This window comes from Autumnicola psychrophila, assembly GCF_031846645.1.
In the GTDB taxonomy this organism is placed as follows: domain Bacteria; phylum Bacteroidota; class Bacteroidia; order Flavobacteriales; family Flavobacteriaceae; genus Autumnicola; species Autumnicola psychrophila.
The window spans coordinates 104,876-126,004 of the sequence record NZ_JAVRHN010000005.1 but is presented as its reverse complement, the minus strand read 5'-3'; the positions used below and the strand labels follow the sequence as shown (position 1 = coordinate 126,004).

Genomic DNA, 21,129 nt, shown 5'->3' with positions numbered 1-21,129 from the left:
GGAACAATTACTTGAAATTGTCAACATCGGGACGGTTTACCTTAGTGTTGCTACTAGTAATTACGTTTAAACTCTCGGCACAGGAAGAAGAAACGCAACAGGACACCACCGGTACAGGTTATGTCCTCGGGGAAATATCTTTGCCTGATCCCGATAGTATTGTCACAAAATACGAATACGATCCTGTTTTAGATCGCTACATTTATCGCCAAATTCTTGGTGAAATAAATATATCCCTTCCTCTTATTTTAACTCCTGAAGAATACGAAGAACTCGTGCTGCAGGAGGAAATGCGCGATTACTTTAAACTGAAAAATGATGCACTTTCAGGAAACAAAGAAGGAGCTGAAGAAATTCAGCGCGATCTCCTTCCCGATTTTTATGTAAATAATAATTTTTTTGAAAGTGTTTTTGGCGGGACCGAAATTGATATTGTCCCGCAGGGGACAGTTGAAATGGATTTGGGTTTACTTTATACCAAACAGGATAACCCCGCATTTTCCCCAAGGAACAGGAGCAATCTTACTTTTGATTTCGACCAGCGCATAAGCCTGAGCCTAATGGGGCAAATAGGCAAAAGATTAGGAGTGATTGCAAATTATGACACCGAATCTACCTTTGATTTTCAGAACCAGCTGAAGTTGGAATATACACCTACAGAGGATGATATTGTGAGAAAAATAGAGGTGGGTAATGTGAATATGCCACTAAATTCTGCACTCATTCAGGGTGCGCAGAGCCTTTTCGGGTTTAAGACGGAACTTCAGTTTGGAAAAACGAGAGTCACCGGAGTTTTTTCAGAACAGAAGTCGGAGCGCCGAACTGTAAACGTTGAAGGAGGTGCAACAGTAGAGGATTTTGACCGATTTATACTGGATTATGACCAGGATCGCCATTTTTTCCTCGCGCACTACTTTCGGGATCATTACAACGAGGCTTTAGCGAATTACCCTTTTATAAACTCAAACATCCAGGTAAAAAGAATCCAGGTATGGATTACCAACAGGACCAATAATGTCCAAAATTTGCAGGACACCAGGAATATTGTTGGAATTCAGGATCTGGGGGAGACTAATGTCCCCGGGAATATCGGACTTCCAAGTGTGCCGGCCGGATTTTTTAATCAGCCGCCGGGAGCTTTTCCAGATAATGCGAACAACGATTTTAATCCCTTCGGAATAAATGCAGCGCCACAATCTGTTTTAACCCCTGCAATAAGAGATGTTTCTACAGTAGAAAGAGGTTTTGGCGGAGTGCAGGTGTCTGAAGGGACAGATTATGTTAAACTTGAAAATGCACGGCAGTTAAATTCTTCTGAATTTACTTTAAATACCCAGCTCGGGTACATTTCCCTTAATCAACGGTTAAGCAATGACGAAGTTTTAGCGGTGGCTTTTCAATTTACCGTGAATGGTGAAGTATACCAGGTAGGGGAGTTTGCCAACGATGGTGTTAATGCCACGGGTGATATAAGCATAAATGATGATCCTGAGGCTAATCCCCGCTCAAATAGAAACCTGGTTGTGAAAATGCTGAAAAGCACTATTACAAATGTAAATGAGCCGGTTTGGGACCTTATGATGAAAAATATTTATAGTCTTGGTGCCTATCAGCTGGAGCGGGAGGATTTCAGAATGAATATTTTATATACAGATCCACAGCCTCTGAATTATATTAAACCTGCCGAAAATTCTTCTGTACCTTTGCCGGAAGATGTCGAAGAAACACCCTTACTCCGGGTGTTCAGGATGGACAAACTGAACAACAATAATGATCCCATAAACGGCGGAGACGGCTTTTTTGATTATGTTCCGGGAATTACTATTGATCCGGTAAACGGCAATATCATTTTTACCACCGTTGAACCTTTTGGAGAGTATCTTTTTGAGAAACTGGATTTGAATCCCAATGATGGGCAGGAAATTTACGGTCAGCCTTCAACCTGGAATGAAAACCAGGAAAAATATGTTTTCCGTTCGTTATATCGAACAACGAAAACTCAGGCGGAACAGGAAGATGCTGATAAGAATAAATTTCAGCTAAGCGGAAGGTACAAATCTGCAGAAGTAGAGGGTATCCCAATTGGCTTTAACCTGCCCCAGGGTTCGGTTACTGTAACTGCAGGCGGTCGCCTCCTTCAGGAGGGAGTGGACTATGTGGTGAATTATGAACTTGGAAGAGTGCAAATCCTGGATGAAGCTTTGCTTGCTTCAGATATACCAATTCAGGTCAATACAGAAAATAACGCCTTGTTTGGTCAGCAGACAAAGCGCTTTACCGGAATTAATGTGGAGCACCTTTTCAACGAAAACTTTTTAGTTGGCGGTACTTTTCTAAACTTAAAGGAGCGACCGCTAACACAAAAAGCCAATTATAGTTATGAGCCTATAAATAATTCAATTTTCGGGCTTAACCTTAATTATTCTACTGAAGTTCCCTTTCTCACAAGACTGGTGAATAAATTGCCAAATATCGATACAGATGTAAAATCGAACCTCTCCATACGTGGTGAATTTGCATATCTCCTTCCGGGAGCACCAAATGCCAGTGATTTTGATGGCAGGGTGACAAGTTATGTAGACGATTTTGAGGCTGCGCAAACTTCTATTGATATAAATAGTCCCCTTTCCTGGGAACTTTCAAGTGTACCGCTGGGGTTTGGGGGAGAATTAGCGAACGGAGACCTGGCTTATGGTTACAGAAGAGCACAAATGTCCTGGTATACTATAGATCCTATCTTTTATAGTAACGGGAGGCCAGATGGGATATCAGATTCAGATCTTTCAAATTTCAGGACCCGCCGTGTGGCACTGAGTGAAATTTTTCCAAATACAGATGTGGTACAGGGACAGCCGCAGGTGCTTTACACCATGGATGTTTCCTACAATCCAGCAGAGCGCGGGCCTTATAATTTCAATCCGGCTGCTGCAGGAACCAACATTTTGCCAAATCCGGAAGACAATTTTGGTGGTATAATGCGGGGGATAAATACCACAAATTTTGAACAGTCCAATGTTGAGTTCATTGAATTCTGGGTAATGGATCCTTATATATATCCTGAAAACCAGGGTACTTCCGGAGGAGATATTGTTTTTAACCTGGGGAATATTTCTGAAGATGTTTTAAAGGATGGGCGCAAGCAATATGAAAACGGACTTCCTACCGATGGTGGTGCCATGAACGCGGTGACTACGGACTTTGGTCTTGTTCCTGCAGATCAATCCCTGGTATATGCTTTTGATTCTGAAGGAGAGGCGCGGATTAATCAGGATGCCGGTTACGACGGTCTTCTGGATGCGGAAGAAGCGTTATTTTTTCCTCAATTTGCTGAATTGCCCGATCCTTCACAAGATAATTTTGAATATTTCCTGAATACCTCTGGCGATATCGTTAACAGGTATAGTAATTATAATGGCTCACAGGGAAATTCTCCTACAGATGTGGGTGCTACTAACCGCGGTAATACGACCCTGCCGACTACAGAGGATATTAACCGGGATAATACAATGAATACTATTAACAGTTATTTTGAGTATGAAGTTCCTTTTTTTCCGGGGATGAATATTGATAACAACCAGTTTATAACTGACGTTCGCGAGTTAACCACCACCCTTAGAAACGGTCAGGAGTTGCCGGTAAGATGGATTCAATTTAAAGTTCCAATATATGAGCCTACCAATTCCCGTGGCGGAATTGGCGATTTTCGGTCGATCCGTTTTATGAGAATGTTCCTGAAAGGTTTTGAAGAACAAGTGCATTTGCGTTTTGGGACTATGGACCTGGTGAGGGGGGATTACAGGAGATATACTCAAAGCCTGAATACTGAAAGTCCGTTACCGGCAAACTCAGGAACATTATTTGAAGTTGCAGCCGTAAACATTGAAGAAAACGAAAACAGGCAACCGGTTCCTTACGTTTTGCCTCCGGGGGTTATTCGGGAAGAATTATTTGAGAGTAATACCAATATAAGGCAGAACGAGCAATCACTTTCGATAAGAGTCTGTGATCTTGAGCCCCAGGATGCAAGGGCAGTATATAAAAATTTTCAGATAGACATGCGTCAATACGAAAATCTGGAAATGTTTTTACATGCCGAATCCCTGGTTAACAGAACACCATTAAAAGATGGTCAGTTGGTGGCTTTTATAAGAATGGGAACAGATTTTAAAGAGAATTATTACCAGATAGAAGTTCCTTTATCCCCCACAGCATTTGGCGCTGCTACCGCACAGGAAATCTGGCCGGAAGCAAACCGGCTTAACCTTTCCCTGGATTTGCTGCAGAAGGTGAAAACTGCCGTTTTAGGTGATCCGTCTTTAAATTCTTCCGAAGTAAATTTTTTTACTGAAAATTTGCAGCTCATAGATGAACAAGCTGGATATGACACAGGGAGGCTTAGAATAGGCGTAAAAGGAAATCCGAGTTTTGGAAATATCAGGATACTCATGCTGGGGGTTAAGAATGGAACCAGAAGGGATGGAGTGCAGGATCTTTGTGGGGAAGTCTGGTTTAATGAGTTGCGTCTTTCAGGTCTTAAAAATGAAGGAGGCTGGGCAGGAATTGTGAATATGGATACGAACCTTGCAGATTTTGCCACTTTATCTGCAACCGGGAGAAGAAGTACTGTTGGGTTTGGATCTATTGAGCAGGGACCCAACCAACGTAGCCGTGAAGATCTACAGCAATACGATGTGGTGAGTAATGTAAACGTGGGGCAATTGCTGCCTGTGCAGTGGGGAGTGAGAATTCCATTTAATTATAGCAGGGGAGAAGAACTAATAACGCCTAAGTACGATCAGGAATTTTTAGATGTAGAGTTAGACACACGGCTGGATGCCATTGCAGACCCTGTAGAAAGGGAGCAGATAAAGGAACAGTCACAATCTTATACCAGGAGGCAAAGTATAAATGTTATCGGGTTGAGAAAGGAAAGGATGGGAAAGGCGAAACCTATGCCTTACGATATCGAAAATTTTGCCTTTTCTACTTCCTATAATGAAATTAACCACAGAGATTTTGAAATTGAAGAGGCTTTAGATCAAAATGTACGTTTGGGATCTACTTATGAATTTAACTTTGCCCCGAAAGTGATTGAGCCTTTTAAAAATATTTCAGTTCTGGACAGTAGTGAATATTTCACCCCTTTAAAGGATTTTAACCTGAATGCTTTACCGACTAATATTAATGCCAGTGCTAACATCTTAAGGCAATATAATGAGCAAAAGTTCAGGTCATTAGATCTTTCAGAAAATGATATAGGTATTCCAACCTTGTATCAGCGGAACTATCTGTTCGACTGGCAGTACGGAATCAATTACAACCTCACTAAATCCCTTAGCTTTAATTTTAATGCTTCCAATAACCGGATTGTAAGAAACTACATAGATGAAGATGGTTTTGCAAATAATGCTATTGGCCTGTGGGATGATTTTTTCAATATTGGCGAGCCCAATCTGCATTATCAAAGTTTACAGGTAAATTACGATTTGCCCCTGGATAAGATCCCTGTTCTTAGATTTATAAAGGCAACGTATTCTTACACAGGAGATTTTCAGTGGCAACGCGGCTCTAAAATATATGAAGATCTGGAAGGAATTCCGGATATTGGGAACAGCATTCAAAATTCCAATTCGCATCAAATAAATGCAAGCCTTAATATGCAAAATCTTTATGATTATGTAGGTTTGGTAGAAAAGAAGAAGACGCCTCAGCGGCGCAGTATTAGGGAAAGGAGTGCAGGAGTGCCAACACCAGACGCTGCAAGTAATCCATTGCGGGAAAAACCACAGGCTCAGGCTCAGGAAACTGGTTCAGGAAATAAGCTATATAATTCCTTAATAACTATTGCAACCGCTGTAAAGACTATTCAGGTAAATTATAGAGAGAACAGAGGGATTTTCATGCCGGGATATACAGAGAGTATTGGTTTTATGGGAACTATAAAGCCAACAACAGGATTTACTTTTGGCCTTCAAAATGATATACGAACAATTGCTGCAAGAAACGGGTGGCTAACTTTGTTTCAGAACTTTAATCAGCAGTATTCCGCAGTAGAAAATGAGCAGCTGGATATTCAGTCTTCCGTAAGACTACTGCCAGATCTTACTATAGACATTAGTGCCAGAAGAACTTATGCTGAAACTTATACCGAAAATTACAAGATAAATCCCAATTCCAGGCAGTACCAGTCACTAACGCCTTACACTTACGGAAATTTCAGTATATCTACCTTATTAATTAAAACTGCATTTAACCAAAGTTCTGAACAATCTTCAGAAACCTTTGAAACCTTTAGACAAAACAGACTTGAGGTAGCACAAAGGCTGGCACTTGAGCAGGGCCTGGATCCGAATGAAACCGATGAAGAGGGTTTTCCTCTAGGTTTGGGAAAAACGAACCAGGCGGTGCTTTTACCAGCATTTATTGCAGCTTATTCTGGAGATGATGTAGGGGATATTAAACTGGGAGCATTTAGAAATGTGCCCCTACCTAACTGGGATGTGAAATATACTGGTTTTATGAGGTTGGAATGGTTTAAGGACAAATTCAGAAGATTTTCCATGAGCCATGGGTATCAGAGTGATTACACTATCAATCAATTTCAGACTAATCTGGATTACGATCCTTCTAATAGAGAAGAAACAAATCAGGCGGGAGATTTTAAGAATCCGGTGTTATTTTCAAATATTGTTTTATCAGAACTCTTTACTCCACTGTTGCGGATAGATCTTGAAACTGAGAATGCAATTCAAATTTTGGCGGAGATCAGAAAAGACAGGGCGCTTTCTTTAAGTTTTGATAATAACCTATTGACGGAATTTAAAGGTAACGAATATACTTTAGGGCTTGGATACCGTCTTAGGGATTTAAAAATAGCGACTAAAATCGCGGGAAGAAATCGTATTTTAAGCAGTGATCTTAATTTTAAAGGAGATCTAACGCTAAGGCAAAACAAGACCATTATAAGGTATCTTGATCTGGAGGATAGCCAGGTAGTTGCAGGGCAGGATATCTGGGCTATAGGTTTTACTGCAGATTATGCTCTAAGCCGGAATCTCACAGCTCTTTTTTATTATGAACATAACTTCTCTGAGTATGCAGTTTCTACGGCCTTTCCCCAAACAACGATACGATCTGGTATAACTTTAAGATATAATTTCGGAAATTAAGAGTTTGGCGGTTTGAACAATTGTTTTAAAAAAGTAACTTTGCCGCACTTAAAATTAATCTTATGAATATTCCACAAGAATTAAAGTACACTAAAGATCACGAATGGGTGAAGATAGATGGAGACATCGCAACAGTGGGGATTACAGAATTTGCTCAGGGTGAACTTGGGGATATTGTTTATGTTGAGGTAGAAACGGTAGATGAAACTCTGGAGCGGGAAGAGGTTTTTGGAACAGTAGAAGCCGTAAAAACCGTTTCGGACTTATTTGCGCCATTATCAGGGAAAATTATAGAATTTAATGAAAGTCTTGAAGATGAGCCGGAAAAGGTAAACAACGATCCTTTTGGTGAAGGATGGATGGTAAAGATTAAACTTACCAATCCGTCTGAAGTGGATGATTTATTAACTGCTGAAGCATATAAAGATATAGTTGGTAACTAAAATTGCTGCAATAGCTGCTCTTCTTTATACGATATTAATAACTTATTTATCTCTGGTTCAGCTGGGGAAGATAAGTGTAGGTACCTTTAGTCCCACAGATAAGATGATGCATGCCGGGGCGTACCTGCTACTTGTAGGGGTTTGGATGGTTTTTTTTATTCTAAAATCCCGTAGAGATGAAGACTATAAAATTAATTTATTTAAAATTTCTGCTTTAAGCATACTGTTTGGTATGTTAATTGAAGTTTTACAGGGAACTCTCACCAGATACAGGGATCCAGATTGGTATGATGTTTTAGCCAACACTACTGGTGTTTTACTTGCTGTTTTTCTCTTTTTGGTGCTTGAAAAGTTTTTAAAAAGATTGAAGAGTAAGATAATTTGAAATAGGTAGTTTATGTATAGCAGTAAGGCTGCTCCTCTGCCTGTTTGCTTTTTTCTGGAGGATTGAGGGGTGTAAATTAAAATTTGTAATATATTAATCCTGAATAGAATGCTATTAAAGTTGTATATTCTTGCAGATTAGTTCAGTTTTTTAGAAAAAATATTTATTTTAGCAACTCTTATTAATTAATAACCATGGAACCTAAGAAAAATCCGAAAGCAGATTTAACTAGAAGGAGCGTACTCTTTCTTCAATTAGGGCTGATATTAGTTCTTTTTATTACCTGGCAAGCCATAGAATGGAAAACGTATGACAGGGAAGATATTGATGTAGGTCAGGTAAATATGGACGCCTTAGATGATGAGGAAGTGCCAATTACTGAAATTATGAACACACCACCGCCACCACCGCCACCACCACCGGCACCTGAAATTATAGAGGTTGTGGAGGATGAGGAAGAAGTAGAAGAGGATGAAATCCAATCTACTGAAACCAACCTTGATGAGATCGTAGAAGTTGAGGAGGTTGTGGAAGCTCCTGTTGAGGAGGAAGTAGCAGACGTTCCTTTTGCAGTTATTGAAGACGTGCCAATTTTCCCAGGTTGTGAAAATTTAAGTAACAATAATGAGCGTAAGCAATGTATGAGTGAGAAAATCAGTCAGCACGTTAACCGTAACTTTGACAAGGACTTAGGCGGAGAACTCGGGCTTTCGGGTATTAACCGTGTAATTGTTCAGTTTAAGATAGATAAGAGCGGGAAAATTACAGAGGTACGTTCCCGTGCTCCTCACCCAAGGTTAGAGCAGGAAGCAGCCAGGGTAATTAATAAATTGCCAAGCATGCAGCCCGGTAAGCAACGGGGAAAAGCTGTTGGAGTAATGTATTCCTTACCAATTGTTTTCCAGGTACAGGATTAATTTCCGATATATAAAATTCTTAAAGATCCCGGCCTATGCCGGGATTTTTTATTTTAAAAAGTCAGACTCTTGGAAAAAATGTATATTTCGCGTGTGTAATCAAATTTCCCCCCTCATATTTATGAAGTATACACTACTTCTTTCGGTTCTACTTTTAACAAGATTTACCTACAGTCAGGAGAAACTTAACAATTCTGAAATTCCTCCGGTTTTTCCTGAGTGCGAAACGGTGGACTTTCAACAACGTTCCGCTTGTTTTCAGGAGACTTTAAAAAATTTCATAGTCGAAAACTTAAAAATACCTCAGGTTGTTGAGGAAAATAACTTTCAGGGTACTGTGGTAGTACTTTTTGAAGTTACCAGAGAAGGAGATTTTGAAGTAATCTATGTAGATGCTGCTTATGATGAGCTTAAAGATGAGGTTGATAAAACATTTGAGACACTTCCGCAGATAACACCCGCAACTTATAATGGGAAACCCACCTATATGCAGTTTCGAATGGCTGTAAAAATCCCTTTGCGGCTAAATGAGGAAGTTAATATTGTAAGACGCGGTGCTACTGAAATTAAGGTTGAGCAGGATGAAACAGGTGACGAATATTATTCAGGAGTTCAGGCGGATAAAGCGACAACTGAGTATGATCTTATACAGTCTGAAAAGTTCACCAGACCGCATTTGGAAAGTAAATTAAATATTCCTTTTTCACATGAAATGTACAGTAGGTTTGATGCCGAATTAAATAGAATTGGAACTAACACCCACACGTCTACTAAACCTTTTTTATATTCTGAAGTAGCAAAGTATTATGATTTTAAAGCAGAACAGGAAAAAATTTTACAGGATAGGTCAACCTGGTTAGGTAGAAAGATCTGGAATGAACATCTTGTTCAGTTTCAAACTGAAGATTACTGGTTTACTATAGATTTTGGATTGGATCTTCAGTTAGGGAAAGATTTTCAGCAGGAAGAATATCGATTTACTTATAATAATACCAGAATGGCTATCCTTAATGGAGGATTGGGCGATAATTTGAATTTTTATGCAGTCGCTTATGAGAATCAGGGACGTTTTGCTGAATATTACAATCGCTATGCAGAATCCATCCGTCCAGACGGAGGAGATCCGGCGATAATTCCAGGTAGAGGAATTGCAAAACCTTTTATGGATGGAGGGTATGATTACCCCGTGGCAGAAGGATATCTATCTTACTCTCCTGGTAAATATTTTAATATTCAGTTGGGTCACGGGAAGAATTTTATTGGAGACGGGTATCGTTCTTTGCTTATGAGTGATAATGCTTCTCCATATCCATACCTTAAGCTTAGTACTACTTTCTGGAAACTTAAATATACTAATACCTGGATGTCGTTAAGAGATGTGAGGCCGGAGGTAACCGCAGATGGTTCTTTCAGAACAAAATATATGGCTAACCACTATTTGAGTTTGAATTTAACCAAGAGGTTAAATGTTGGGCTATTTGAATCTGTGATCTGGCAAAATGATAATAATCGGGGCTTTGATGTAAATTACCTTAATCCCGTAATATTTTATCGCGCTACCGAATTTGCTACAGGCGCACGTGGAGGAAATGCGCTATTGGGTTTAACCGCGAAGTATAAATGGAGTGATGAGGTTATTTCTTACGGCCAATGGGTAGTAGATGAATTTTCTACAGGAGAAATATTCGGAGGATCTCAAAGCTGGAAGAATAAGCTTGGCTATCAATTAGGAGTTAAATATTTTAATGCGTTTAATATTCCGGATCTGTTATTGCAGGCTGAATATAATCAGGTGCGGCCCTATACCTATTCTCATAACAAAGAAGTGGTTCTTAATTATGGCCATAACAATCAGTCTATGGCCCATTTATGGGGTGCTAACTTCCGGGAAATAGTAGGAATTGCCCGTTTTAAAAAGGAAAGGATTTATAGTCATGCGAAGGTAATTTATGGCAAAAGAGGTTTTGATTTTAATAATGGAGTTGATAATGCGGCGTATGGAGGTGATATCTACGAGAGTTATAATGACAGACCCTTCGATTACGGAGTAAAAATAGGACAGGGAAATACCGCCCGTTCATTGTTTGCCGAGGTCGAGGTTGGGTATATCATAAATCCTACGACTAATCTTAAATTATATGGGAATTTTATGTACAGGAATTTTAATACACAGGTGAAGACAGCTACCCATTTTGATAATTCCACTGTCTGGATCAACTTTGGATTAAGAACAGATATTTTTAATTGGTACTATGATTATTAGAAGAGGTGTGCCCTTAAAATTAACAATTTTCGTCCCTTGTTAAAACCTAATTAAGGAGTATCTTTGCGGCAATTTAAAAAGTGCTTTTTGAGCAATACACAAACACATACTCTCTCTGCTTCAGTTCTATCGGATTTTAAGGAAATTACCAAGATGCGATTGGCTATTAGCGTGGTGTTTTCTTCTGTAGCGGGATACTTTCTGGGAGCAGAAACTCTCGATTTTGTTACCGTGCTTTTGTTGGCGATAGGAGGATATTTAATGGTCGGTGCATCTAATGCCTATAATCAAATAATTGAGCGGGATCTGGATGCTTTAATGGATCGTACCAGTAACAGGCCTGTTCCTGCAGGACGCATGTCGGTTTCTACAGCTTTTACCATAGCCAGTGTCTTTACTATCCTGGGATTAATTGTCTTATATGTGATCAATCCAAGAACAGCGATGTTCGGTGCTATAAGTATTTTTCTCTACGTAAGTGTTTATACACCATTAAAAACTAAAACTCCTCTTTCGGTTTTCGTGGGAGCTTTTCCAGGGGCTATTCCTTTCATGTTGGGTTGGGTTGCTGCTACTGGAAGTTTTAGTATAGAGCCCGGGACCTTGTTTATGATTCAGTTTTTTTGGCAGTTTCCACATTTTTGGGCGATAGGCTGGTGGCTCTATGAGGATTATAAAAAAGGAGGATTTTTTATGCTTCCTACAGGTAAGAGAGATAAAGGTACGGCTATGCAGGTGGTGCTTTATACAATCTGGACTGTTTTAGTTTCTTTAATTCCTGCTTTTGGGGTAACGGGAAGACTATATCTTACTCCGGTTGCAGCGGTGATTATCTTCCTGCTTGGAATGGGAATGCTTTACTACGCATTAAAGTTGTACAAAGAAAGAACTGCAGAAGCAGCTAAGAAATTGATGTTTGCCAGTGTGTCTTACATCACTTTGCTGCAGATAATATATGTTTTGGATAAATTTATACGACAATGGATTTAACAGAAGGGTCAGATAAGATCAAACACGACAGAGCCAAGAAAATGATGCTCTGGTTTGGAATAATAAGCATGATTATGACCTTTGCCGGTCTTACCAGTGCTTATGTGGTAAGTAAAACGCGGCCAGATTGGCTTACAGAGTTTGAGTTACCTAACTCTTTTTTCTGGAGTACAATTGTTATAATTTTTAGTAGCGTGACGTTTGTGCTGGCAAAAAAGAACATTGCTGCAGAGAATCGTAAAAATGGAGCGGCTTTGTTAATAGGGACACTGGTGTTGGCAATCCTTTTTGTTGTATTGCAATTCAGGGGGTTTTCTGAAATTTTTGAGCAGGGATATTATTTTACAGGAAGTGAGAGTACAGTCACCACCTCCTTTATATATATTGTTGTTCTGGCCCATCTTGTCCACCTTGCGGCGGGCTTTATTGTTCTTTTAGTGGTAATTTATAATCATTTTAAACAACGTTACCAAAAGGGACAAATGCTTGGTATTGAGTTGGGTGCAACTTTTTGGCATTTCGTAGATTTTCTATGGATTTACCTGTTTTTGTTTTTATATTTCTTTAAATAATAAAATTGCGTATTTTTGCGCATCACTTAAATTAAATTTATTTTATGGAAGCTTCTGTTGTGAGAACAGGCACCGAAGGTAAAACTTGGGGCGGTGGCAACCAGCCATTAGACGCTAGTTACGGAAAAATGATGATGTGGTTTTTCATCACTTCCGATGCCCTCACCTTTTCGGGTTTTTTGGCGGCCTACGGTTTTTCCCGTTTTAAATATGCTGATATTTGGCCTATTGCAGATGAGGTGTTTAACCACTTTCCATTTCTTCATGGCGTAGATGCTCCTATGTATTACGTGGCCTTAATGACTTTTATTCTTATTTTTTCTTCTGTAACTATGGTTTTGGCTGTAGATGCAGGACATCAGTTAAAGAAAGCTAAGGTTACTTTCTATATGTTTTTGACCATCATTGGCGGTATTATTTTCCTTGGCTCTCAGGCTTGGGAGTGGTCGAACTTTATTAGTGGTGAATATGGTGCTGTTACTACTACTGGAGGAAATATTCTTCAGTTTGTAGATAATGAAGGTCATAGAGTGGCTTTAAGTGATTTCGCAGTAGAGAGGTCTTCAGATAGAGTGTATCATGAAGAAAATGAAGGTGTCTGGTTTGAATCTGGTGTAGCTCTTCCTACTTACTCCATTGATCAAGTGGTTGAAGGATTTGCTGCCAACGAAGACCTTTATGTTAGGACAGGAGTTTTAAACGAAGAAGGAGAGAAAACAATTCTTTCCAGACGTGAATCTTTAGAAAAGCTTGAATCTGAAGGTATAGGTGTGGTGGAAGGTGCTAATCTTTCACAGAACGAATATGGGCCTCCGCTTTTTGCCGATTTCTTTTTCTTCATAACTGGATTTCACGGATTCCACGTGCTTTCTGGTGTTATAATTAACATAATTATCTTCTTTAACGTAATCGTAGGAACTTACGAGCGTCGTGGTAGTTATGAAATGGTAGAAAAAGTTGGTCTTTACTGGCACTTCGTAGATTTAGTTTGGGTATTTGTATTTACCTTCTTTTACCTGGTTTAACTCTGAAGAAATAAAACATTATGGCACACGATACTGCACATCATCACGAATCGAATACCAAAAGAATTTGGTCTGTTTTTATAATTTTATCTGTTGTAACACTTGTAGAAGTAGTTCTGGGTATTATTAAACCGGAATTTTTAACAGATACAGATCTGGTGAATATGTCACTGTTAAATTGGATATTTATTCTTCTTACTTTGTATAAGGCGTACCTTATTGCATGGGCATTTATGCACCTTGAAGCAGAGAATAAATGGTTACGCAGGGTTATTGTCTGGACTGCAATTTTTCTTATACTATACTTAGTGTTTATTCTTCTTAATGAAGGGTTTTATATATATGAAGTCTATAAAGAAGGATATGTATCCTGGGATTTTTAGAAAGTTAAAAGCATAAGAAAAGACGGTTTTATAAACCGTCTTTTTTATTTTTGCACTCCTTTTGGTTTATATTGATATGAAAAAGATTTTTATAGTAGGAGTGCTTTTTGCTTTACCAATAGTAGCCTACCTTTTCTTTTCTTCAGGTAAAAATAATTTTGCCCGGTTACCGGTTTTGACGCCAGAGGTTCAGAATATTTCTAATTTTGAAAGTTTATCTGGAAATAAGGTTTCTCTGGAGAACAAGATTACCATTCTCGCTTTTTTTGGGAGTGATCTCCGAAATACGCGGGGAAATACCTTCAATCTAGATCAGGAAATTTTGGATAAATATTATGAATTCGAAGATTTTCAATTCGTGATTCTTCTTCCGGAAGAAAGTCGGGAGGAGGCTGCTGAATTTACACAGGAATTTGCAGCTATAAGCCAATCAGACAGGTGGAAATTTGTTTTTGCATCCCCGGAAAAGATTCGAGAGGTCTTTAATAGTCTTGATTCTCCTTACCGTCTGAATGATGATAGTTATTCGCCTTACGTTTTTATTGTAGATAAAAACACTGCTCTCCGTGGTCGAAATGAAAATGAGGATGATGAAGTTCTGTATGGTTATGACTCCAGGTCTGTGGCTGAATTGAGCAACAAAATGAATGATGACGTAAAAATTATACTTGCAGAGTACAGGTTGGAACTTAAAAAGTATAAAAATGGAGTGGAGTCTGAAGAATAAATAAAAAGAAAGGGCTTCATCTTTAAAAAAGAGAATTTATTAAATGAAGAATTATTCTTACATAGGCATATCATTGGTTATCCTGATTTTCGGGATCATATTTGTGCCCAAAATCATAGACCGGGTTAGTGATAAAGAGATAGTTTCTTCGGATCGGTTAAGTAAAAAAGTAGGCGGTTCAGGAGAAAAATCAGGGGAGGAATTATCCTATATTTTTCTTAATGGAAAAAAAAGGAAGGCACCGGAATTTGAGTTAATTAATCAAAATGGTGATACTATTTCCAATGAGGATTACAAAGGTAAGGTCTACATCGCAGAATTCTTCTTCACGACCTGTCCTACAATTTGCCCTGTGATGAATAAAAATTTAATTGAAGTTCAGCAGGAATTTGAAGATAATGAATTTGGAATAGCTTCTTTTACAATAGATTCCGATCATGATACTCCGCAGGTGCTTAAAGCATATGCTGAAAATTATGAAATAACAGATCCAGATTGGCATTTTCTAACCGGGGATAAAGAAAAGATCTATGGCCTGGCCAATGGTGGCTTTAATATCTATGCGGGAGTAGATGAAGCTGTTCCGGGTGGTTTTGCCCATTCAGGTCTTTTTGCACTGGTAGATCAGGAAGGTTATATAAGATCGAGAATTGACAAATTTGGCAATCCACTTATTTACTACAGAGGTTCTGTTGAAAGAAATAAATCGATTACGGAGGGTGAAGAAGAACCCCAAATAGACATTCTTATTGAAGATATAAAGAAACTATTGTGAGAAGAACGCTTTCAAGACAGGATAAGGTTGCTGTTCCCGTAATTATCGGGCTATCGATCCTGGTGCCATTACTGGTGCTGGTACTTATGTTCTTACCTGAACGTTTTAACTTTTTTGGAATACAATCAGGTAGTTTTCCTCTTTTTCATGCTGTTTTGAATGGCTCCACAGCAGTTCTGTTGATGATGGGTTATTTTTTCATCAGTATACGGGAATATAAGCTTCATCGTAACGTAATGATTGTAGCTTTCTTTCTTTCAGCTATCTTTTTGGTGAGCTATGTCTTATCAAAAATTAGTAATGACCCTGTTCCATACGGCGGAGATGGTTTTCTTAGAATACTGTATTTTTTTATTCTTATAAGTCATATCGCATTATCGGCAATTATCGTCCCGCTGGTACTATTTACTATGTACCGTGGTCTTACGGGGGAATATAAAAAGCATGCAAGGATTGCGCGGTGGACCTTTCCTATATGGTTTTATGTTGCGGTCACCGGAGTGTTGGTTTATATTTTTATGTTGCCCTACTACTAGTATCTATTGTTGATAATTGCTTTTTTAAAGGTGAAGTTGTAATTTTATTATTTACATATTGATGCGAGACACAATGAGGTATAGACGATTTTTAATTATTGCGATTTTGATGCTTTTGCCTTTTATTGCTGAAGCTCAATGTTCTATGTGCCGGGCAGTGCTGGAAAGTGAGGCAGATCAAAGTGCAGCAGAGGGAATTAACAATGGTATTGTTTATCTTATGGTATTTCCATATCTTCTAATAGGTGGAATAGGGTATTATATTTATCGCTCCAGAAAAAAGGATAAATCTTTATAATTTATAGGTTAAATCTTATTTGCTTCCTCCTTGTATTCTCTCCCTTACAGATGTCTTTAAACTGCAGCACTCTATAGCAGTATATGATTCGGTTCTTTTGAGGTTTTTTATAGGTCATCATGAGTAATGAAAATCTGAATTTTCAGGTAGTGTCTAATTCTCGAGATTTTTCGCGCTTGCACTGTAACTTTTCAAGATATAAATAGTCTTATATCGTAAAGCCGGTCATGACCTGCTTTTAATTTTCATTTCTCGGTATTATGATTGAAATTAAAGACTTGCATAAATCCTACAAAATGGGGAGCAATTCTCTTCATGTATTAAAGGGTATTAACTTTAGTGTGCAGGAAGGAGAACTTGTTTCTATTATGGGGTCTTCAGGTTCAGGAAAATCTACGCTACTTAATATCCTGGGAATGCTTGATGAGGCAGATAGCGGCTCCTATACACTAGATGGTCTGCCTATTAAAAATCTAAATGAAAAAATAGCCGCCCGCTACCGGAACAAATTTTTAGGTTTTATTTTTCAGTCATTCAATCTTATTTCTTACAAAAGTGCTTTAGACAACGTAGCACTCCCACTTTATTATCAGGGCGTAAAACGCAGTGAACGGATAGATATAGCGATGGCTTATCTGGAGAAAGTAGGTCTTGCTAAATGGTCCGGACATTTACCAAACGAACTTTCGGGAGGTCAAAAACAGCGCGTGGCTATTGCCCGGGCGTTGGCATCCAATCCAAAAGTTTTACTTGCCGATGAACCTACCGGAGCATTGGATACTAAAACTTCCTATGAGGTAATGGACCTTATCCAGGGGATAAATGATGAGGGTAGGACAATACTTGTGGTAACACATGAACATGATATTGCTCAAATGACCAAGCGTATCGTGAATTTGAAGGATGGTTTAATTATAGACGATACTAAGGTAGACCAGATAAGAGCGCTGAGCAATGTTTGATATAGAACGATGGCAGGAGATTTTTGAAACAATCGGTAAAAATAAGCTGAGGACGTTTCTTACCGGTATATCTGTAGCTTCCGGGATTTTTATTCTCGTCGTTTTATTGGGTATAGGACAGGGAATGCAAAACGGGATCTCCAGTGAATTTAAGGGCGATGCTGAAAATATCCTTTACATCTGGACCGGGGTAACTACAAAGGAACATAAGGGTCTTAATCCAGGCCGGAATATTATCATGCGAAATGAGGATTTTAACTATACTGTTGCGGCACATGAAGATGAGCTGGAATATAAATCTTCTATTTACAGAATTTGGAATGGAATTGTAAATTTTGGTAATGAATCTGGCTCCTATAGAGTTGAAGGTGTTATGCCCGATTATCAGTTTCTGGAAAATGAGGCCATGTTACAGGGAAGATACATTAATGAACAGGACCTTAAAAATTTCGAAAAATATGTGGTAATTGGAAGGAAGGTAAGGGATGATCTCTTTAAAGATGGTAAAGATCCAATCGGGGAATATGTTCAGATTTCAGGAATTAATTTTAAAGTAATAGGCGTTTTTTCAGATCCGGCAGGGGAACGGGAAGAGTCACGGGTCTTTCTCCCGCTTGGTACGGCACAACGTGTGTTTGGCGGTTATGATGAAATAAGGAATTTGTCCTTTACCCTGAAAGAGGAAGAAAACTTTGAAGCAGCCCTTGCTTCATCAGAACGTTTTTCAGCAGAACTTGAAACTTATTTAAAGGAGAAGCATACTATTGCTCCCGATGATAATAGTGCGGTGAGTATAAATAATTCCCTCGAGAATGCTAAACGATTTTATGATCTTATGGATATGATTCGGTTTTTCTTTTGGGGAGTAGGAATTTGTACAATTATAGCCGGGATAGTAGGGGTGAGCAACATTATGCTTATTATCGTAAAAGAAAGAACAAAAGAAATTGGGGTAAGGAAAGCTCTTGGAGCTCAACCACTTTCCATTATTGGTATGGTTTTACACGAATCTATTTTTGTTACGACTATTGCAGGTTTTGCGGGATTGATTTTTAGCCTGGCACTATTGGAATTTGTGGGGCCTCTTATCGAAACCCAATATATCTCAAACCCTTCAGTAAATTTTAACGTAGCAATTTCTACCGTTTTTATTCTGATAATTGCTGGTGCTCTCGCAGGATTTTTCCCCGCCAGACGTGCTGCTAGAATTAAACCAATTGTTGCCTTAAGAGACGAATAATATGTTTAGCAGGGATAAATGGAGTGAAATAATTGAAGCTTTAAGTTCTAACTGGTTTAGGACCTTACTAACTGCTTTTGGAGTTTTATGGGGAATATTTATTCTGGTGATTCTTCTGGCTGCAGGAAGAGGACTGGAAAATGGTGTGAAACAGGGTTTTGGGGGTATTGCTACCAACAGTATGTTTATGTGGACCAGGACAACTTCTAAATCTTATAAAGGTATGCCTAAAGGGAGAAGGTATGATTTTAAACTAGATGATGTGACCTCATTAAAGCAGAATATTCCGCAGCTAAGGTTTGTATCACCGCGCAATCAATTAGGCGGCTTTGGAGGAACTAATAATGTGGTAAGGGGTTTAAATGCAGGGGCCTATAATGTTTACGGCGATTATCCTGAAATTATTCAACAGGAGCCCATGGATATTACTTCGGGGAGATTCATAAACTACAATGATATTAAAGCTAATAGAAAAGTTGCTGTTATTGGAGAAGGGGTAAAAAATGGCTTGTATGAAATTGGGGAAGAAGTTATCGGCACTTACATAAAGGTTAGCGGAGTAAACTTTATGGTTGTTGGTACGTATAAGAAAAAAGGAAATGGAGGTGGTAATGCTGAGGAAGGACAGAAAGAAATATTTGTTCCTTTTACTGCATTTTCACAGGCGTTCAATATGGGGGAAACTGTTGGCTGGATGGCATTAACTGCAGAAGATGGTTCTTCTATTACAAATCTGAAGTCAAAGGTTTTTGACCTTATGAAGGAAAGGCATTCTTTGCATCCTGAAGAAGAACAGGCAATTGGAAATTTTGATCTTTATGAAGAATTCAGCAAGGTTAATGGATTGTTCATAGCACTCAAAGGAGTCGCTTATTTTGTGGGAATCCTGGTTTTGCTTTCTGGAGTTATTGGTATTAGTAATATTATGTTGATTGTGGTAAAGGAGAGGACTAATGAAATTGGAATCAGGCGCGCCCTTGGTGCAACTCCCTGGTCTATTAGAGGACAAATTCTAATGGAATCAATTTTTCTCACTGTAATTTCAGGTATGGCAGGGATTGCAATGGCAACAGGGATAATAGTACTGGTGAATTTAAAAATGGAAGGTATGGATACTTCAGAAATGATGTTTGCCAATCCCAGCGTAGATTTAGGAGTAATTTTCACTGCGCTTACGATTTTAATATTTTCAGGTTTACTCGCAGGTTCAATTCCGGCACAGAATGCAATAAAAATTCAGCCGGTTGATGCATTAAGAACAGAATAAAAAAAGATAAATAATACAATCAAGAAATGAAAAAAGTTTTCACCATCATCATTTTAGTATTAATAGCAGTAACTTTCTTTGGAGCTCTTTATTACTTATATCAGAAAAATCAGGAAGACCCTGTGACCTATGAGACAGAGCAACCTTCCGAACAAACTATTATTAAGAAAACAGTCGCTACAGGAAGTATTGTGCCTAAGGAGGAAGTGCTTATTAAACCTAATATCTCAGGGATAATAGACGAAATTTATATAGAAGCTGGAGAGAAGATAAAATCTGGTGATCTTATTGCAAGAATAAGGGTTATTCCTAATGTTTCTTCTTTACAGAGTGCTAAAGATGGCGTGGCTACTGCAAGAATAAACTTTGATAACGAACAGCAAAACTATAATCGTCAAAAGGCTTTATATGATAAAGGAGTGATTTCGGCTAATGACTTTCAAGAGGTGGAAGTAGCTTATAAAAGAGCGCAGCAGTCATATAAATCTGCGCAGCAAAATTTCGAAATTATACAAACAGGTACCACCAGTGGAATTGGAACTGCTGCCAATACGTTAATTCGCTCAACAATAGACGGGATGGTATTGGATGTTCCTGTAAAGACAGGAAACCAGGTTATCGAAAGTAACAACTTTAACGATGGTACTACCATTGCTACTTTGGCAGATGTGAACAAAATGATCTTTGAAGGGAAAGTTGACGAAAGTGAAGTCGGAAAAATTAAGGAAGATCTTCCACTTCAAATAAGCGTGGGTGCGATAGAAAATAAAACCTTTAACGCTATTCTGGATTACATCGCGCCTAAAGGTGTTGAAGAGAACGGTGCTATTCAATTTGATATTAAGGGAACGCTGGAAAAAGCAGATACTACATTTATACGAGCAGGCTTAAGCGCAAATGCATCTATTATTCTTGCGAAAGTGGACAATGTTTTGGCTATAAAGGAAGCGCTTGTTCAATTTGATACAGATACCCAGCAGCCATATGTGGAAATTGAAACAGGGGATCAGCAGTTTGAGCGTAAGGATTTGGAACTTGGAGTAAGTGATGGGATATATGTGGAGGTGAAGAGCGGAATTACTAAAGATTCAAAAATAAAAGTATGGAATCAGCTGAAGCCAACTGAATCTTTCACATCTAATTAGTTCTAATTAGAATGTAACATCTTCTAACTATT

The 21,129-nt window shown here is 38.7% G+C and carries 17 protein-coding genes; all 17 read left to right on the top strand.

Going from position 1 to position 21,129, the window contains the following annotated elements; all coding sequences use genetic code 11:
• The first annotated feature begins 11 nt into the window (after positions 1-11).
• The 17 genes from sov to RM541_RS07820 all read left to right on the top strand — a co-directional run bounded on the left by sov (position 12) and on the right by RM541_RS07820 (position 21,097).
• Complete coding sequence (gene sov, locus RM541_RS07900) at positions 12-7,169, top strand: T9SS outer membrane translocon Sov/SprA (protein ID WP_489752722.1); 7,158 nt, start codon at positions 12-14, stop codon at positions 7,167-7,169.
• 62 nt (positions 7,170-7,231) lie between these two features.
• Complete coding sequence (gene gcvH, locus RM541_RS07895; protein WP_311499675.1) at positions 7,232-7,612, top strand: glycine cleavage system protein GcvH; 381 nt, start codon at positions 7,232-7,234, stop codon at positions 7,610-7,612.
• Positions 7,602-7,997: a VanZ family protein gene (locus RM541_RS07890; RefSeq protein WP_311499674.1), complete on the top strand. Its 396-nt coding sequence runs from the start codon at positions 7,602-7,604 to the stop codon at positions 7,995-7,997. Before gcvH ends, RM541_RS07890 begins: the two co-directional genes overlap by 11 nt.
• 194 nt (positions 7,998-8,191) lie before the next feature.
• Entirely contained in the window at positions 8,192-8,914 is a 723-nt protein-coding gene (locus RM541_RS07885) for an energy transducer TonB (protein ID WP_311499673.1), read from the top strand.
• Between the two features lie 121 nt (positions 8,915-9,035).
• A complete protein-coding gene (locus tag RM541_RS07880) occupies positions 9,036-11,177 on the top strand; it encodes a gliding motility protein RemB (protein ID WP_311499672.1) in 2,142 nt (713 codons plus the stop codon).
• Positions 11,178-11,264: 87 nt separating this feature from the next.
• Positions 11,265-12,167, top strand: coding sequence for a heme o synthase (cyoE, locus tag RM541_RS07875; protein WP_311499671.1), 903 nt, complete (start codon positions 11,265-11,267; stop codon positions 12,165-12,167).
• Complete coding sequence (locus RM541_RS07870; RefSeq protein ID WP_311499670.1) at positions 12,158-12,739, top strand: cytochrome c oxidase subunit 3; 582 nt, start codon at positions 12,158-12,160, stop codon at positions 12,737-12,739. The genes cyoE and RM541_RS07870 overlap by 10 nt, the downstream gene beginning before the upstream one ends.
• Before the next feature lie 44 nt (positions 12,740-12,783).
• A complete protein-coding gene (locus RM541_RS07865; RefSeq protein ID WP_311499669.1) occupies positions 12,784-13,764 on the top strand; it encodes a cytochrome c oxidase subunit 3 in 981 nt (326 codons plus the stop codon).
• Positions 13,765-13,784: 20 nt separating this feature from the next.
• Positions 13,785-14,147: a cytochrome C oxidase subunit IV family protein gene (locus RM541_RS07860; protein WP_311499668.1), complete on the top strand. Its 363-nt coding sequence runs from the start codon at positions 13,785-13,787 to the stop codon at positions 14,145-14,147.
• 76 nt (positions 14,148-14,223) lie between these two features.
• Complete coding sequence (locus RM541_RS07855) at positions 14,224-14,874, top strand: hypothetical protein (protein ID WP_311499667.1); 651 nt, start codon at positions 14,224-14,226, stop codon at positions 14,872-14,874.
• A 43-nt stretch (positions 14,875-14,917) separates the two neighbouring features.
• Positions 14,918-15,649, top strand: a complete 732-nt coding sequence (locus RM541_RS07850; RefSeq protein ID WP_311499666.1) for an SCO family protein — start codon at positions 14,918-14,920, stop codon at positions 15,647-15,649.
• Positions 15,646-16,185 carry a DUF420 domain-containing protein gene (locus RM541_RS07845; protein ID WP_311496006.1) on the top strand — a complete coding sequence of 180 codons (540 nt, stop codon included), beginning with the start codon at positions 15,646-15,648 and terminating at the stop codon, positions 16,183-16,185. The genes RM541_RS07850 and RM541_RS07845 overlap by 4 nt, the downstream gene beginning before the upstream one ends.
• A 73-nt stretch (positions 16,186-16,258) precedes the next feature.
• Complete coding sequence (locus RM541_RS07840; RefSeq protein ID WP_311496005.1) at positions 16,259-16,483, top strand: hypothetical protein; 225 nt, start codon at positions 16,259-16,261, stop codon at positions 16,481-16,483.
• A gap of 260 nt (positions 16,484-16,743) precedes the next feature.
• Positions 16,744-17,445 (top strand): ABC transporter ATP-binding protein, encoded by a 702-nt coding sequence (locus RM541_RS07835; protein ID WP_311499665.1) that lies wholly within the window; start codon positions 16,744-16,746, stop codon positions 17,443-17,445.
• Entirely contained in the window at positions 17,438-18,685 is a 1,248-nt protein-coding gene (locus RM541_RS07830) for an ABC transporter permease (RefSeq protein ID WP_311499664.1), read from the top strand. The genes RM541_RS07835 and RM541_RS07830 overlap by 8 nt, the downstream gene beginning before the upstream one ends.
• Before the next feature lies 1 nt (position 18,686).
• Positions 18,687-19,952 (top strand): ABC transporter permease, encoded by a 1,266-nt coding sequence (locus tag RM541_RS07825; protein WP_311499663.1) that lies wholly within the window; start codon positions 18,687-18,689, stop codon positions 19,950-19,952.
• Positions 19,953-19,978: 26 nt separating this feature from the next.
• Complete coding sequence (locus RM541_RS07820; protein ID WP_311499662.1) at positions 19,979-21,097, top strand: efflux RND transporter periplasmic adaptor subunit; 1,119 nt, start codon at positions 19,979-19,981, stop codon at positions 21,095-21,097.
• Positions 21,098-21,129 lie beyond the last annotated feature (32 nt).

What these genes read in the sequence shown, in the direction of transcription:
- RM541_RS07855 (WP_311499667.1), top strand. Translation starts at nt 14,224, where the DNA reads ATGAAAAAGATTTTTATAGTAGGAGTGCTTTTTGCTTTACCAATAGTA.
- RM541_RS07850 (WP_311499666.1), top strand. Translation starts at nt 14,918, where the DNA reads ATGAAGAATTATTCTTACATAGGCATATCATTGGTTATCCTGATTTTC.
- RM541_RS07830 (WP_311499664.1), top strand. Translation starts at nt 17,438, where the DNA reads ATGTTTGATATAGAACGATGGCAGGAGATTTTTGAAACAATCGGTAAA.
- RM541_RS07835 (WP_311499665.1), top strand. Translation starts at nt 16,744, where the DNA reads ATGATTGAAATTAAAGACTTGCATAAATCCTACAAAATGGGGAGCAAT.
- RM541_RS07825 (WP_311499663.1), top strand. Translation starts at nt 18,687, where the DNA reads ATGTTTAGCAGGGATAAATGGAGTGAAATAATTGAAGCTTTAAGTTCT.
- gcvH (WP_311499675.1), top strand. Translation starts at nt 7,232, where the DNA reads ATGAATATTCCACAAGAATTAAAGTACACTAAAGATCACGAATGGGTG.
- RM541_RS07870 (WP_311499670.1), top strand. Translation starts at nt 12,158, where the DNA reads ATGGATTTAACAGAAGGGTCAGATAAGATCAAACACGACAGAGCCAAG.
- RM541_RS07865 (WP_311499669.1), top strand. Translation starts at nt 12,784, where the DNA reads ATGGAAGCTTCTGTTGTGAGAACAGGCACCGAAGGTAAAACTTGGGGC.
- RM541_RS07885 (WP_311499673.1), top strand. Translation starts at nt 8,192, where the DNA reads ATGGAACCTAAGAAAAATCCGAAAGCAGATTTAACTAGAAGGAGCGTA.
- RM541_RS07860 (WP_311499668.1), top strand. Translation starts at nt 13,785, where the DNA reads ATGGCACACGATACTGCACATCATCACGAATCGAATACCAAAAGAATT.
- RM541_RS07820 (WP_311499662.1), top strand. Translation starts at nt 19,979, where the DNA reads ATGAAAAAAGTTTTCACCATCATCATTTTAGTATTAATAGCAGTAACT.
- RM541_RS07840 (WP_311496005.1), top strand. Translation starts at nt 16,259, where the DNA reads ATGAGGTATAGACGATTTTTAATTATTGCGATTTTGATGCTTTTGCCT.
- RM541_RS07880 (WP_311499672.1), top strand. Translation starts at nt 9,036, where the DNA reads ATGAAGTATACACTACTTCTTTCGGTTCTACTTTTAACAAGATTTACC.